At 68.3% G+C, this 13,011-nt stretch carries 15 protein-coding genes; 13 read left to right on the top strand and 2 right to left on the bottom strand.

All coding sequences use genetic code 11. The annotated features are described in order from the left end of the window. Positions 1–10: 10 nt before the first annotated feature. The 7 genes from JOF56_RS15515 to JOF56_RS15485 all read left to right on the top strand — a co-directional run bounded on the left by JOF56_RS15515 (position 11) and on the right by JOF56_RS15485 (position 6,324). Entirely contained in the window at positions 11–685 is a 675-nt protein-coding gene (locus tag JOF56_RS15515; RefSeq protein WP_209638405.1) for a DUF1707 SHOCT-like domain-containing protein, read from the top strand. Positions 686–780: 95 nt separating this feature from the next. Further along, positions 781–1,761 (top strand): deoxyribose-phosphate aldolase, encoded by a 981-nt coding sequence (gene deoC, locus JOF56_RS15510; RefSeq protein WP_209638404.1) that lies wholly within the window; start codon positions 781–783, stop codon positions 1,759–1,761. A gap of 1 nt (position 1,762) precedes the next feature. After that, the gene (locus tag JOF56_RS15505; RefSeq protein WP_209638401.1) at positions 1,763–3,196 is read left to right on the top strand and encodes an aldehyde dehydrogenase family protein; all 1,434 of its coding nucleotides are present in this window, start codon (positions 1,763–1,765) and stop codon (positions 3,194–3,196) included. Beyond that, positions 3,189–4,085: an aldehyde dehydrogenase family protein gene (locus tag JOF56_RS15500; protein WP_209638399.1), complete on the top strand. Its 897-nt coding sequence runs from the start codon at positions 3,189–3,191 to the stop codon at positions 4,083–4,085. Before JOF56_RS15505 ends, JOF56_RS15500 begins: the two co-directional genes overlap by 8 nt. After that, positions 4,082–4,753, top strand: coding sequence for a hypothetical protein (locus JOF56_RS15495; RefSeq protein ID WP_209638397.1), 672 nt, complete (start codon positions 4,082–4,084; stop codon positions 4,751–4,753). Before JOF56_RS15500 ends, JOF56_RS15495 begins: the two co-directional genes overlap by 4 nt. Before the next feature lie 78 nt (positions 4,754–4,831). After that, a complete protein-coding gene (locus tag JOF56_RS15490; RefSeq protein WP_209638395.1) occupies positions 4,832–5,155 on the top strand; it encodes a type VII secretion target in 324 nt (107 codons plus the stop codon). After that, positions 5,152–6,324: a C40 family peptidase gene (locus JOF56_RS15485; protein WP_209638393.1), complete on the top strand. Its 1,173-nt coding sequence runs from the start codon at positions 5,152–5,154 to the stop codon at positions 6,322–6,324. The genes JOF56_RS15490 and JOF56_RS15485 overlap by 4 nt, the downstream gene beginning before the upstream one ends. Positions 6,325–6,431: 107 nt before the next feature. Here JOF56_RS15485 and JOF56_RS15480 read toward each other — a convergent pair whose 3' ends face one another. After that, the gene (locus JOF56_RS15480) at positions 6,432–6,611 is read right to left on the bottom strand and encodes a hypothetical protein (RefSeq protein WP_209638391.1); all 180 of its coding nucleotides are present in this window, start codon (positions 6,609–6,611) and stop codon (positions 6,432–6,434) included. A gap of 132 nt (positions 6,612–6,743) precedes the next feature. On the opposite strand from JOF56_RS15480, the gene JOF56_RS15475 reads away from it, so the two are divergent. The 5 genes from JOF56_RS15475 to JOF56_RS15455 all read left to right on the top strand — a co-directional run bounded on the left by JOF56_RS15475 (position 6,744) and on the right by JOF56_RS15455 (position 10,135). Next, complete coding sequence (locus tag JOF56_RS15475) at positions 6,744–7,136, top strand: YbaB/EbfC family nucleoid-associated protein (RefSeq protein ID WP_209638389.1); 393 nt, start codon at positions 6,744–6,746, stop codon at positions 7,134–7,136. Further along, positions 7,133–7,615 carry a YbaB/EbfC family nucleoid-associated protein gene (locus JOF56_RS15470; RefSeq protein ID WP_209638387.1) on the top strand — a complete coding sequence of 161 codons (483 nt, stop codon included), beginning with the start codon at positions 7,133–7,135 and terminating at the stop codon, positions 7,613–7,615. Before JOF56_RS15475 ends, JOF56_RS15470 begins: the two co-directional genes overlap by 4 nt. A gap of 94 nt (positions 7,616–7,709) precedes the next feature. Continuing rightward, a complete protein-coding gene (locus JOF56_RS15465; RefSeq protein WP_209638385.1) occupies positions 7,710–8,981 on the top strand; it encodes a SatS C-terminal domain-containing protein in 1,272 nt (423 codons plus the stop codon). Next, positions 8,981–9,727: an AraC family transcriptional regulator gene (locus JOF56_RS15460; RefSeq protein ID WP_209638383.1), complete on the top strand. Its 747-nt coding sequence runs from the start codon at positions 8,981–8,983 to the stop codon at positions 9,725–9,727. The genes JOF56_RS15465 and JOF56_RS15460 overlap by 1 nt, the downstream gene beginning before the upstream one ends. A 36-nt stretch (positions 9,728–9,763) precedes the next feature. Continuing rightward, positions 9,764–10,135, top strand: a complete 372-nt coding sequence (locus JOF56_RS15455) for a DUF4345 family protein (RefSeq protein WP_209638381.1) — start codon at positions 9,764–9,766, stop codon at positions 10,133–10,135. Between the two features lie 210 nt (positions 10,136–10,345). On the opposite strand, the gene JOF56_RS15450 is transcribed toward JOF56_RS15455, so the two are convergent. Then, a complete protein-coding gene (locus JOF56_RS15450; RefSeq protein WP_209638379.1) occupies positions 10,346–11,455 on the bottom strand; it encodes an adenosine deaminase in 1,110 nt (369 codons plus the stop codon). A 254-nt stretch (positions 11,456–11,709) separates the two neighbouring features. Here JOF56_RS15450 and JOF56_RS15445 point away from each other — a divergent pair, with 254 nt between their 5' ends. Next, on the top strand, positions 11,710–12,975 hold the full coding sequence (locus JOF56_RS15445) for a coiled-coil domain-containing protein (protein WP_245379576.1): 1,266 nt from the start codon (positions 11,710–11,712) through the stop codon (positions 12,973–12,975). Positions 12,976–13,011: the final 36 nt, after the last annotated feature.

Raw genomic sequence — 13,011 nt, 5'->3', positions numbered from 1 at the left:
CCTCTGGGGCGTGAGCGAGCAGCAGCCGGGGGACCACCTGAGCATCAGGATCTCGAACGAGGACCGCGAGAAGGTGGCGCAGATCCTGCACAACGCCATGGCCGAAGGCCGGCTGGAAATGGCCGAGCTGGAGGAACGCCTGGACGCGGTGTACGCCGCCAAGACGTTCGCCGACCTCGAGCCGGTCACCCGTGACCTGCCCTTACAGGCTCCGCACCCGGTCGCGCCGCCTTTCCAGGCGCCGGTCCCGGCGCCCAGCGCCCGGGTCGTGCACGGTGTCACGCCGGGCCCGTCGCAGTCGATCGCGATCATGTCGGGCGTCGAGCGCAAGGGCGAATGGGTCGTGCCCGCGCATCACAATGTCGTCGCGGTCATGGGCGGTGTGGACATCGACCTGCGGTACGCGCGCTTGACCGCGCAGGAGACCACTATCCAGGTCTTCGCGTTCTGGGGCGGAGTCGACATCAAGGTCCCAGACGACATCCAGGTCCAGGTCGACGGAGTCGGTTTCATGGGCGCGTTCGAGGACAAGACGATCGGTGTCGGCGCGCCGGGCCGTCCGGTCGTGCGGATCACCGGTTTCGCGATGATGGGCGGGGTCTCGGTCCATCCGCCCAAGCGCCGGGAGATCGAGCGTGAGCAACGGCACCTGGACCGGGAGCGCCGCCGCGAAATCGAGGACTAGATCATTTTCCTTCCCGCGCTGTGTGCAGAGTGTCCAGCTGATGTGTGAGTCGCGAACAGGATGACCACCACCGCAACGACATAGACTCTGGTGCCATGGCCACACCGCCTTCAGCACCACCTGCGCCAACAGCAGGGCTACCGCCCGAACTCGCCGACGCGACCCGCGACGAGACCAGCCTGCGGAGGTTTCTGCAGGGATTGCCCGGAGTCGACCAGGTCGGCGTCGAACAACGAGCCGCGGGCCTGGCCACGCGCAGTATCAAGAAGGCCTCGAAGCTCTGGGCCATCGATATGGCCATCTCGATGGTCGACCTGACCACGCTCGAAGGCGCGGACACCCACGGCAAGGTGCGCTCGCTCTGCGCGAAGGCCCGCCGTCCGGACCCTGAGCGCCCCGACGTGCCCCAGGTCGCAGCGGTCTGCGTGTACCCGGACCTGGTCGCGACCGCGGTCGAGGCGCTCAAGGGCGCGCCGGTCGGCGTGGCGAGCGTGGCGACCGCGTTCCCGTCCGGCCGTGCCGCCCGGGACATCAAGCTGGCCGACGTCAAGGACGCGGTGGACGCGGGAGCGTCCGAAGTGGACATGGTGATCGATCGCGGCGCGTTCCTGTCGGGCCGTTACGGCCAGGTGTTCGAGGAGATCCAGGCCGTCAAGGCGGCGTGCGGCGACGCGCACCTGAAGGTCATCCTGGAGACGGGCGAACTGGCCACGTACGACAACGTCCGCCGTGCGTCCTGGCTGGGCCTGCTGGCAGGCGGCGACTTCATCAAGACCTCGACCGGAAAGGTCTCCCCCGCGGCGACGCTGCCGGTCGCGCACGTGATGCTGCAGGCCGTGCACGACTGGCACAAGACCACCGGTGAGTTGCGCGGCGTGAAGCCCGCGGGCGGCATCCGTACGACCAAAGACGCGATCCGCTACCTGGTGGCCGTGCACGAGGTCGCCGGACCGCAGTGGCTGGACCCGAAACTGTTCCGGTTCGGCGCGTCCAGCCTGCTCAACGACCTGCTCATGCAACGCAGGACTCAACTGGAGGGCCACTACAGCGGCCCCGACTATGTGACGGTGGACTGAGATGACCACTTGGGAGTACGCGCCCGCACCGGAATCCCGGGACATCGCCAATCTCAAGCCGAGCTACCGGATGTTCGTCGACGGCAAGTTCGTCGAGGGCGCCGGCGAGCCGCTCAAGACGATCAACCCCGCCACCGAGGAGGTGCTGGCCGAGGTCTCCACCGCCGCACCGTCCGATGTGGACGTCGCGGTCAAGGCGGCCCGGCGGGCGTACGACAAGGTGTGGGGCAGGATGCCCGGCGCCGAACGGGCCAAGTACATCTTCCGGATCGCGCGGATGATCGCCGAGCGCGGCCGTGAGCTCGCAGTACTGGAGAGCCTGGACAACGGCAAGCCGATCAAGGAGTCGCGCGACACCGACATCCCGACGGCGTCGGCGCATTTCTTCTACCACGCGGGTTGGGCGGACAAGCTCGACTACGCGGGGTACGGCCCGTCGCCGCAGCCGCTCGGCGTCGCGGGTCAGGTGATCCCGTGGAACTTCCCGCTCCTGATGGCGGCCTGGAAGATCGCGCCCGCGCTGGCGTGCGGAAACACGGTCGTGCTCAAACCGGCTGAGACGACACCGCTGACCGCGCTCGTGCTCGCCGAGATCATCCAGCAGGCCGACCTGCCACCAGGCGTGGTCAACATCATCCCGGGCGCCGGCGGTGTCGGCGCGGAACTGGTGAACCACCCGCAGGTCGACAAAGTCGCCTTCACCGGTTCGACCGAGGTCGGCAAGCTGATCCAGGGTTCGCTCGCCGGTACGGGCAAGAAGCTCACGCTGGAACTGGGCGGCAAGGCCGCGAACATCGTGTTCGAGGACGCGCCGCTGGACCAGGCCGTTGAGGGCATCGTCAACGGGATCTTCTTCAACCAGGGGCACGTCTGCTGCGCCGGTTCGCGGCTGCTGGTCGCCGAGTCGATCGCCGACGAGCTGATGGAGAAGCTGCGCACGCGCGTGTCGACGTTGCGCGTCGGCGACCCACTGGACAAGAACACCGACGTCGGCGCGATCAACTCCAGCGAGCAGCTGGCCAGGATCCGCGAGCTGACCCAGGCGGGCGAGGACGAGGGCGCCGAGCGCTGGACGAGCTCGTGCCCGTTGCCGGACAAGGGTTTCTTCTTCGCCCCGACAGTGTTCTCGAACGTCAGCCAGGCGATGCGGATCGCCCGCGAGGAGATCTTCGGGCCGGTGCTGTCGGTGCTGACGTTCCGCACCCCGGACGAGGCCGTGGCCAAGGCGAACAACACGCCCTACGGGCTGTCGGCCGGGATCTGGACCGAGAAGGGCTCCCGGATCCTCTGGATGGCCGAGAAGATGCGGGCCGGTGTGGTCTGGGCCAACACGTTCAACCGCTTCGATCCCACCGCGCCGTTCGGTGGCTACCAGGAGTCGGGCTTCGGCCGCGAGGGCGGCCGCACCGGGCTGGAGGCTTACCTCGATGTCTGAGAACCGTTTTGCCCGCGGCGGAGCCGCAGATCGGGTAACAGTCGCGAAAACGTTTAAACTTTTCATTGGGGGCGCATTCCCCCGCTCGGAGTCTGGCCGGTCGTACCCGGTGAGCGACCCTAAGGGCAAGTTCCTCGCCAACGCCTCTCAAGCGTCGCGTAAGGACGCTCGCGAAGCGGTTTCGGCCGCGCGCAAGGCTTTTGGGAAGTGGTCCGGCGCGACGGCGTACAACCGGGGCCAGGTGCTGTACCGCGTGGCCGAGCTGATGGAAGGCCGTCGCGAGCAGTTCGTCAGCGAAGTCGCTGCCAGTGAAGGCATCCCGGCCAAGCGCGCACAGTCCCTTGTGGACGCGGCGATCGACCGCTGGGTCTGGTACGCGGGATGGACCGACAAGATCGCGACCGTGCTCGGCGCGGCCAACCCGGTCGCCGGTCCGTACTTCTCTTTCACAGTCCCGGAACCGACCGGTGTCGTGGCCGTCTTCGCGCCGCAGGAGTCGTCGCTGCTGGGCTTGGTCAGCGTGCTCGCTCCCGTGGTCGCGAGCGGGAACACGGCCGTGGTGGTGACGAGCAAGGACCGGCCGCTGCCGTCGATCACCTTGTCGGAGGTGCTCGCGACCTCGGACGTGCCCGGTGGCGTGGTGAACATCCTGACCGGCAGCGCCGTCGAACTGGCGCCGTGGCTGGCATCACACGCGGACGTCAACGCGCTCGACCTGACCGGTGCGCCGAGCATCCTGCGTGCCGAGTTGGAGAAAGCCGCAGCCGGCACGGTAAAACGCGTGCTCAGGGCGCCGTCGGCCGAGCAGGACTGGACAAAGCAGCCGGACATCTCCCGATTGAGGGCGTATTTGGAAGCCAAGACGGTCTGGCACCCTCTGGGGGTATGACCCTCGGATTCGACGAGTGGGAACCGGAACAGATCGCCGAACTGATCGCGGGCACCCTGGCGGTCGGCGGTGCCCGCCACGGCAACACGCTGATCGTGCCCGGCCTGGAGTTCAGGATCGAGGTCGGGCCGGTACGGTGGCACGACGAGGGATTCGTCGAGGTGCCGATCGGTATCGGCGATCCGGCCTGGGGCGGATACGCGTGGGACCGGACCATCGGGGTGAGCGAGAGCGGCACTCACCCGGTCGGTGAGGCCGTGATCGCGTGGACGCACTACGTGCTGCCGCCGTTCATCGCGATGCGGATGCCGGAGCACCCGTTGGCCGCCCTGGTGCACAAGTACGAGACTCCCGGGGCGGAGATTCTGGCCGCACCGGTGCTGACTCGTAACTTCACCGGGCTGCCGGAGGGTTTCGCGGCAATGGTCGGTGCGAATCCGCCGACCGTCGCCGTCGCGGGCATGCTGGCCGCTGAGGGCGACTTACCGGAGCGGCCGATCTGGCTGTACACCACATGCAGCCGGGTCGCCGGGGTCGACGCGCACGAGGTGACGTTGAACAACGTGCATGTCACCGAGCATTTTCCCGGCTTCGCCGAAGACCTGGACTGGGGCGACGGCAGCGGCACAGTCAAGTCGTGGGCCGTGTTGCACCGGGTCCCCGAATAGCTCAAATCGGGGGAACTTGGCCCCGGGACTGTGCGTCGTAGTGCACAGTAGGGCCAGGACAGGACGGACGGGGGGAACATGCCGGACGGCTTCAAGGTCGAGCCCGAGGCGCTCGAGTCGTACAAGAGCACCATGACCGCGATGGCCGGTGAGCTGGGCAAGGTCGGCACCGGGACGCTCAGCGGCGTCACCGCGCTGCCCGGCGACTGCTTCGGCAAGATCGGCGCCGAGGTAGGCCTGAACGGCGCCTTCCAGCAGGCCGCGCAGGCCCAGCTGGACGGCGTGGCAGCCTCCTCGACCGGGCTGGGCGACCTGGCCAAAGCCGTCGGCGACGCGCTGGTCTCGTACGAACAGCAGCAGACCGACCACGCTCAGAAGATCAAGAAAGCCGAACGTATATGAGTGCGTCCGGATTCGTCGGTGGCCTGGTCGAGCCGATGCGGGAACATCTGGCCAAACTGGACGGTGACACCGGCTCGGGCAGCCGCGCCGCGGAGACGTTCGGCCGTGGCGTGACGGCGCTGAACGAGATGAAGGGCCGCCAGGAGTCGCAGGCGAAGACCACCCTGCAGGGCTGGTACGGCGACCAGGCAGGCTCCTTCCAGGGCCGCTCGGCCTCGTTCACCAACGCGATGACCACGTTGTCCGCCAACTGTTCCACCGCGCAGCAGGCCGCGAGTACCGCGGTCACAGCGGTGACCACCGGCCGCGGCAGCATCCAGAAGCTGATCGACGAGTTCGTCGGCTGGGCCACCCCGATCATGTCGGCCGCCGAGGCGGCGATGCGCAGCGGAAACCCCGGCGCCTGGACCCAGGCGGCCGCCGACGCCAAGGCAAAGGCCGACGACTACGCCACCAAAACCGCGCAGGAGCTGCAAAAGGTCCGCGACCAGCTGACCCCGCTGGTGGCCAAGCTCAATGGCCTGCCCAAGGTCGACGCCGGCGCCCTCGGCGGCCTCGGCACCTCGATGGGCCCGCCGCCCAGCACCGGAACGTCCGCCCAAAGCGCCGGCACCCACAGTGGTCTGGCCGCCGCCGAACGCGGCGGCAACGGCGGTTCCGGCGGCGGCTCGGGTTCCGGTGGCGGAGGCGGGGGTGGAGGCGGCGGAGGTGGCGGGGGCGGCACTGCCGTTGGCCCGCGTCTGCCGGTCGCGATCCCACCGCAGCCGGGCAGCGGCGTCGGCATCAACCTGCCCGGCGGCGCCTCCGTGGAAGCACCGAACGAGATCGCCGCTGCGGCGGTCCGCAACGCCTTGACCGCCCTTGGCACGCCCTACGTCTGGGGCGCCTCGAATCCACCCTCCGGCACCGACTGCAGCGGCCTGACCTCATGGGCCTACGCGGGCGCCGGAATGGAGCTCCCACGCCATTCCGCGGCTCAGGCCATCGGCGCCTCCGTGCCCGACGCGAGCCAGCTGCTGCCCGGCGACCTGGTCGTCTGGAAGGGGCACGTCGCCATGGTCATCGGCAACGGCCAGATGATCGAGGCAGGCGACCCCGTCCAGATCAACCCGATCAGAACCTCCAACATCGGCATGCCCTTCATGGGCTTCTACCGCCCCACCGGCTGAGCCACATCCGCACCCGAGTTGTTTGCCCCCAATGCCACATTGGGGGCATCGCATGCCCCCAATGTGGCATTGGGGGCACAAACTCAAGCCGGTCTGCGGACAGGGAGCTACCGGATTTCCAGTTCTGGCAACGTATCCACGCTTTGGACAGGCCGGCACGCGCAGTGTTCGGCCCGGGCGTCGATCACGACCCGGACCGACTCGAACAGTTCCAGCCGGACACTGACATCCCGGCGGCGGCACAACAAGATCAGCACGATCAAGAGGATGAGAGCGACTACAGCCACGAATGGCTCCTCGATGACCGCCCAAGTTCCCGGACTGGGCCCCACGCGCGGCGGTCGTAGCGCATCGCCAGGATAGCGTAATTCGGCTGTTTCGCGCTTACGCCAAGTGAGTGTGGCCATAGACTCGCCGGTGTGGGGAACGAGGATCACGTGCAGGACGAGCTGGACCGGCTCGGCCGGAGCGTCAGCGAGGCGGGGGACCGGGTCAGCACGCAGATCGGGCGCAACGGCCCGATCATCGGCGAGGCGTCCTCCGGGGACAACGCGATCACGGTGTCGGTCAGTCCCGGCGGGATGCTGCGTGCGGTCGACCTCAAGCCGACCGTGCTCGGCCGTCATCCTGACGAGGTCGCGAACGAAGTCATGCGGCTCGCCGCGCAGGCCACCCGGATCGCGAACGGACGGATGCACGCGTCGCTGGGGCCGGTCGTCAGCCCGAGCACGGCGCGCAGCCTCGAGGACCTCGGTATGCGTGCCGAGGCGTTGCCCGAAGAGCCGGACGACTTCGACGGGATCATGCGGTGACCGAACCTCCTGTTGACGAACTCGTGCAGCAGGCCGAGCTACGCCGTAAGGCAAGCGAGGACCTGCAGCGCCGCATCGGGTCGATCCTGGCTTCCGCCCGTGACCCCGACGGACTGGTCGAGGTGACCACGACCGCCACCGGCGAGATGAAGTCGTTGCGGCTGCACCCCGCCGCACTGCACCGCGGTGTTCGCTGGCTCGGCGAAACGATCACCGCGACCGCGCAACAGGCGGCGCAGTTCGCGACGCAACGCAGCCTGAACCAGCTCGCCCTGGTGCTGGGCGACGAGGTCGCCGGGCAGCTCGAAGGCGCGATGGGCATCGCCCCGGCCCGCGCCGCGGGCTGGGACGTGGTCAGCAACCACCCACCCGCCGCACCGCCCGCGACCGCACACGGCACTATCACCTCCGCACCCGGCGAAAATGAGGACGACGACGTGTTCTCGTTCGATCCTTCGTCGCTGCGATCCGACCGGTGATCGACGCGGTCGGCAAAACCCGTAGGCTGCCCGCGTTCGGTACGCCCAGAATGGGCGCTGATCACGGGATCGAGCAGGAGAAGGCGGAGGGCCAATGGCTCAGGACATCGTCCCGATCGAGCTGGGGCTGCCACAGGGCGACGTCGTCACGCTCTGGGCTCCCCGCTGGCGGGAGGACGGCGAGGACTGGGAGGCGTTCCTCGGAGACGAGGACGACTTGTACGGGTTCCCCGACGCGGCTCACCTCGCCGCGTTCGTACGGACCGCGGCCGAGCACGACCTGACGGACCACCCGGCCTGGCCGGTGGTGCCGAAGCTGTCGGTGCCCGAGCTGCTGCCGGATGAGGAACACCAGTACGACCTGGTCGGCGTGCCCGAGCTGGCGGCGCAGGACCCGGACACCTGGACGCTGGACGAACTGGCCGGGATCGTGGCCATCGTGCGCTCGCTGGCGGATGTGTGCGAGCTGGACGCCGTGCACGACGTGCTCGGTGCGGCCGAAGGGTTCGACCTGCTCGACCAGGGCACCCTCGCGTTCACCGGCCGGGAGGGCGAGCGGCGGTGGACCGATCTGGCCGAGACGATCGTCGAGCGGTGGGACGAGGTGCTCGACGCCATCGACGAGATGGTCGCGACACCGGACGTCGAAGAGGCCGCGCTCGAGGTGGCGGCCGAGGAGCTGACGGCCTTCCAGGACGAGGAGGCCGAGGCCGAAACCGACTCGGAGTCCGACGCCGACTCTGACTCGGAATCAGATTCGGACTCGGAGGAGTCGCCGGAATCGGCCGAGGATTCAGCGGCCCCGGCGCCGACCGGCTTCTGGGCCGAGGTCGGCATCGACCCCATCAAGATCATCACCGATGGCAGCGAGTACTACACCCTGCGCTGCTACCTCGACGACGAGCCGGTCTTCCTCGGCTCCGACGGCAAGATCGACGTGTTCTCCTCCGCCCGCGCGCTGGGCCGGCACATCGCCTCCGGGGAACTCGCCGACAACGACCTGACCGAGGTCTCGACGTGGGAAGAGGTCGTCACCAAGGCGACCGACGGCAGCCTCGACGTGGAAGTCCACATCGACAACACCTACGTGCTGCAGGGCCTGGCCGACGACATCGCCGAAGGCCCGAACGCCATCGACCCGACCCAGCTCGACCTCGCGGTGGAACTCTTCACCGACGCGGCCGACTGGGCCGGCGACAAGAGCGTCGGCGAGGCCCTCTCGGAGTCGGAGTCCCTGGGCTGGCTGGTCTCGTTCGTGCTGCGGCCCGACCCCACCCGCCTCGTGCCCAGCGCCCCGTTCGACGCCGAGGTCGAAGCCTGGCAGAAGCTGGTCAACGGCTTCGAGGACCGGCTGAACAACCACTGATGTCCCCAGCCCCCGAAGCGGCCGTCGACGCCGCTTTGGGGGCTGTTCTGTCTTCGGCGCGTCTCTGGGTGGCGCCAGGACACGCGGTCTACGTCGGCCCTTCCCTGCGGCTCGACACACACGTCGGTTCCGTCGCCTGCCTCGTGCTCGGCCTCGACGGCACAGTCACGGTCGACGTTCCCGGCCACTCGATCACCGGCGTCCGGTCGGCCCTTGTCCCGCCTCGTCTTCCCCACAAGATCACCGTTTCCGGGCGCGCGACGGCTTTCTGCTACCTCGAACCAGCGGCCGCAGCCGCCTGCCGGGCGCGAATGGATGATCGGCACGTCATCGCTGTGGATCATCGCGACGAAGACGTGCTGTCCGGGCTGGCGATCCGCGGTGGTTCGCTGATCGAGTTGGCTGTTCTTCCCACAGACGCACGAATCCTCGCCGCCACAAGGACATTGCACAGCGCCGACGGCATCGAGACCCCAGCCGCCGTGCTGGCCGCCCAGGCAGGCCTGTCGTTGTCCCGGTTCCTGCACCTGTTCGTCGAGCAGACCGGGACAGGCGTCCGCTCCTACCGGCGGTGGGCCCGCATGCTCATCGTCGCCCAGGTTGTCTCACGCGGCGGCGACCTGACCCGGGCCGCGGCCGACGCCGGGTTCGCCACACCGTCGCACTTCAGCGCCGCGTTCCGCCGCATGTTCGGGCTCACGCCCAGTCGGCTGCTCGCCACCGGCGTCTCGATAGCTGTTGCGTGACAGCGCCCGGGTTTCGCCGCGGCCACACTCGTTGCCATGTCAAGCGTGCTGATCACTGTGGTGGCCTTGTTCTTCGCCGGCATGGGCGTGTTCGCCCTGGCCGCTCCCCAGGCACTCGTCGCCCCGTTCCGCATCAGCCTGCAGGGCGGTGAGGGGCGTGCGGAAGTTCGTGCGGTCTACGGCGGCTTCGGGGTCGCGATCGCCGGTCTGCTCACCTTCGCCGCCATCGAACCTTCCCGCGCCACCGGCATAGTGGTCACCGTGGCTGCCGCCGTCCTCGGAATGGCCTTCGGCCGCCTGGTCAGCCGTGTGTTCGACCGGCCCGCGGCCTTCTACCCGATCTGGTTCTACTTCTGGGTCGAGATCCTCGCCGGCGCAATCCTGCTGACAGCCGTGGCCCTGCCCTGAGGCCACGGCTACCCAAAGCCTGGCCCCACCTGCGGAAACCGCGAAACTGTCAGGCCCCTGCGGTAACGTAAAAATCAGGGGTCCCCCTGGCGAATTCCTGGTGAACCGCCGCGCGCCTGAAATGCAGGGTGCCTGTTTTCGCCCCGGGGCTGGGAGCGGAGTCAGGGCGGTCGCGCGGCCCTGGTGCGAGGCCGCGCGACCGCGTCCTGGTCATTCCGAAGGGTGTCGCTCGTTCTCGGCCAGCAGGGCGGCGTAGCCGGGCTTGATGATGTTGTTGATCAGGTCGAGGCGTTCGTCGAAACCGATGAAGGCGGACTTCATCGCGTTCACGGTGAACCAGCGCAGATCGGCCCAGCCGTAGCCGAAAGCGTCCACCAAGGCGGCCATCTCGCTCGAGACTGTGCAGCCGCTCATCAGGCGGTTGTCGGTGTTCACGGTCACGCGGAAACGGAGCTTGGTGAGCAGGCCGATCGGGTGTTGCGCGATCGAGGGGGCCGCGCCGGTCTGGAGGTTGGAGGACGGGCACATTTCCAGCGGGATCCGGCGGTCGCGGACGTAGCTGGCGAGCCGGCCGAGGTGTGCCGTGCCGTCGCCGTCGATCTTGATGTCGTCCATGATCCGCACGCCGTGGCCGAGTCGTTCGGCACCGCAGTGCTGGATCGCCTCCCAGATCGAGGGCAGGCCGAAGGATTCGCCCGCGTGGATCGTGAAGTGCGCGTTCTGCTGGCGCAGGTACTCGAAGGCGTCGAGGTTGCGGGTGGGCGGGAACCCGGCTTCGGGGCCGGCGATGTCGAAGCCGACCACGCCGTGATCCCGATAGCGCACCGCCAGCTCGGCAATCTCCACCGAGCGTGCGTTCTGGCGCATCGCGCACAGCAAAGTGCCGATCCTGATCTTGTTGCCGGTCGCGCGCTCGCCTTCGCGGAAGCCGGCCTCGACCGCCTCGACGATCCGGTTGAGCGAGAGGCCCTTCTCGGTGAAGAGCTCCGGGGCGTAGCGGACCTCGGCGTAAACGACCCCGTCGTCGGCGAGGTCTTGTGCACATTCGGAGGCCACCCGGACGAGTGCATCCTCACTCTGCATAACGCCGCAGGTGTGGGCGAATGTCTCCAGGTACCGCTCGAGCGTGCCCGCGTTGGCGGCTTCGGTGAACCAGCGCCCTAGCTCGGCGACGTCGTTCGTGGGAAGATCAAGATATCTGGCCGCATCGGCGAGTTCGATCACAGTGGCCGGCCGCAGCCCGCCGTCGAGATGGTCGTGCAGCAACACTTTGGGGGCACGCCGAATGGCCTCGGGGGTAACCGGGTTCGGGGTCGACATGCAAGTACGTTACCTGGCCCTACCCTCACCCGATCGTGTCCAACCGTGCCCACGTAGTGTGCCCACTCGGTCATCGACCGCGACGGGTTGCTTACCGCCGAACGGCCTAATTGACCGAGATCAACTAACACGAAACTAACGGGTGGTGTATGGACGCGTTTTGGGACTGGCTAGGCTCCCCTGCGTCTCCCCTCCCCAGGACGAAGGTCACCTCCGTGAACGAGAACAACAACGCCACGGTGTCGTTCGACCGGATGCGCAATATGCTGACGCGCGCGGCCGAGATCCGTGAGAGCGAACAGCAGCAGGTGTTCGACGCGCTGGACGAGATCCACGCCCGGCTCTCCCCGCTGGACTCGATCGGATCAGTGCGCAAGCGGTTGTCCGAGCTGCCGGACCGCACCGAGGTCGGCGTGATCGCCGAGCGCCTGGACGAGGCGATGGCGAAGCTCGAGGCCCAGGACACGGCCATCGCCAGCCTCGCGCGTGCGGTCGAATCGATCGTCGACAAGCTGGCCACTCCCTTCGCCCAGCTCGACGGCCGCCTTGACGGCGTCGTCGGCAAGATGGAGGGCGTTGTCGGCCGGATGGACGGTCTCGAGGACAAGCTGGCGAACATCCACCGGCGGATCGACTCCCTCGACGCACACCTCGACAAGCAGGACGTGCGCATCGACACCCTGCCCGGCCAGGTCCACGTGCCGGTGCGCGAACGGATCGACACCCTCGAAACCGCGCTGCGCGGCCGTCTCGACGAGGTCGACGAGGGCGTGCACGAGCACCTCGACGGCACCAAGGACGCGTTGCACAGGCACGTCACCGAAGTCAACGACGGCCTCGGCCACCGGCTGGACGAGACCCGCGACAACATCAACACGACGCGCGACTCGCTGTCGAGCTCGGTGTCGGACTCCCGTGACGCACTGGACAAGTCGCTGAGCGGCACCAGCGACATCCTGTCCAGCCGGATCACCGACAGCACCGCGGCGCTCGACAAGTCCCTCAACGAGACCCGCGACGGCCTCAGCCACTCCCTCGACGAGGCGCGCAACGCCCTCAACGCGGCGCTGGACGAGACCAAGGAGACGATGGACGCCAGCGACCGGCTGGAAGCGCTGGCGCAGCGCCTCGAGCAGGCCCTCGGCCGGCTCGACGACATGGCCACCAGGCTGGACACCGTCGAGGACGGCTTCGCGGCCCGCCTTGGCGAGCTGGGCGGAACCCTGGAGCAGAGCCTGACGAAGGTCCAGGGCACCCTGGCCAGCCAGCCCGACACCAGTGTCGTGACGTCCTTGGTGAAGAAGAGCAACGAGGAGACCGAACGCCGCATCGGCGGTCACCTCGACGAAGCCATGGCCACCTTCGCGGAGCTGATGATGGGCGGTGGCCCCGCAATGCCGGCTGCCCCGCCGTCGACCCTGCCCCGCCAGCAGCGCCGCGCCCGCGGCAGCAAGAAGGTCAACGGCGAGAAGCCACGCCTGGAGGAGCTGGAAGAAGCCGAGACCGGCGACGACAGCTGACGTTCGCTTGAGAGGCAGGCCCCCGGTTCGCCGGGG

The organism is Kibdelosporangium banguiense, assembly GCF_017876405.1.
Taxonomy (GTDB): Bacteria; Actinomycetota; Actinomycetes; order Mycobacteriales; family Pseudonocardiaceae; genus Kibdelosporangium; species Kibdelosporangium banguiense.
This window is presented reverse-complemented; position numbering and strand designations above follow the sequence as displayed.

What these genes read in the sequence shown, in the direction of transcription:
- JOF56_RS15465 (WP_209638385.1), top strand. Translation starts at nt 7,710, where the DNA reads ATGGCTCAGGACATCGTCCCGATCGAGCTGGGGCTGCCACAGGGCGAC.
- JOF56_RS15500 (WP_209638399.1), top strand. Translation starts at nt 3,189, where the DNA reads ATGTCTGAGAACCGTTTTGCCCGCGGCGGAGCCGCAGATCGGGTAACA.
- JOF56_RS15490 (WP_209638395.1), top strand. Translation starts at nt 4,832, where the DNA reads ATGCCGGACGGCTTCAAGGTCGAGCCCGAGGCGCTCGAGTCGTACAAG.
- JOF56_RS15495 (WP_209638397.1), top strand. Translation starts at nt 4,082, where the DNA reads ATGACCCTCGGATTCGACGAGTGGGAACCGGAACAGATCGCCGAACTG.
- deoC (WP_209638404.1), top strand. Translation starts at nt 781, where the DNA reads ATGGCCACACCGCCTTCAGCACCACCTGCGCCAACAGCAGGGCTACCG.
- JOF56_RS15455 (WP_209638381.1), top strand. Translation starts at nt 9,764, where the DNA reads ATGTCAAGCGTGCTGATCACTGTGGTGGCCTTGTTCTTCGCCGGCATG.
- JOF56_RS15485 (WP_209638393.1), top strand. Translation starts at nt 5,152, where the DNA reads ATGAGTGCGTCCGGATTCGTCGGTGGCCTGGTCGAGCCGATGCGGGAA.
- JOF56_RS15460 (WP_209638383.1), top strand. Translation starts at nt 8,981, where the DNA reads ATGTCCCCAGCCCCCGAAGCGGCCGTCGACGCCGCTTTGGGGGCTGTT.
- JOF56_RS15445 (WP_245379576.1), top strand. Translation starts at nt 11,710, where the DNA reads ATGCGCAATATGCTGACGCGCGCGGCCGAGATCCGTGAGAGCGAACAG.
- JOF56_RS15450 (WP_209638379.1), bottom strand. Translation starts at nt 11,455, where the DNA reads ATGTCGACCCCGAACCCGGTTACCCCCGAGGCCATTCGGCGTGCCCCC.
- JOF56_RS15505 (WP_209638401.1), top strand. Translation starts at nt 1,763, where the DNA reads ATGACCACTTGGGAGTACGCGCCCGCACCGGAATCCCGGGACATCGCC.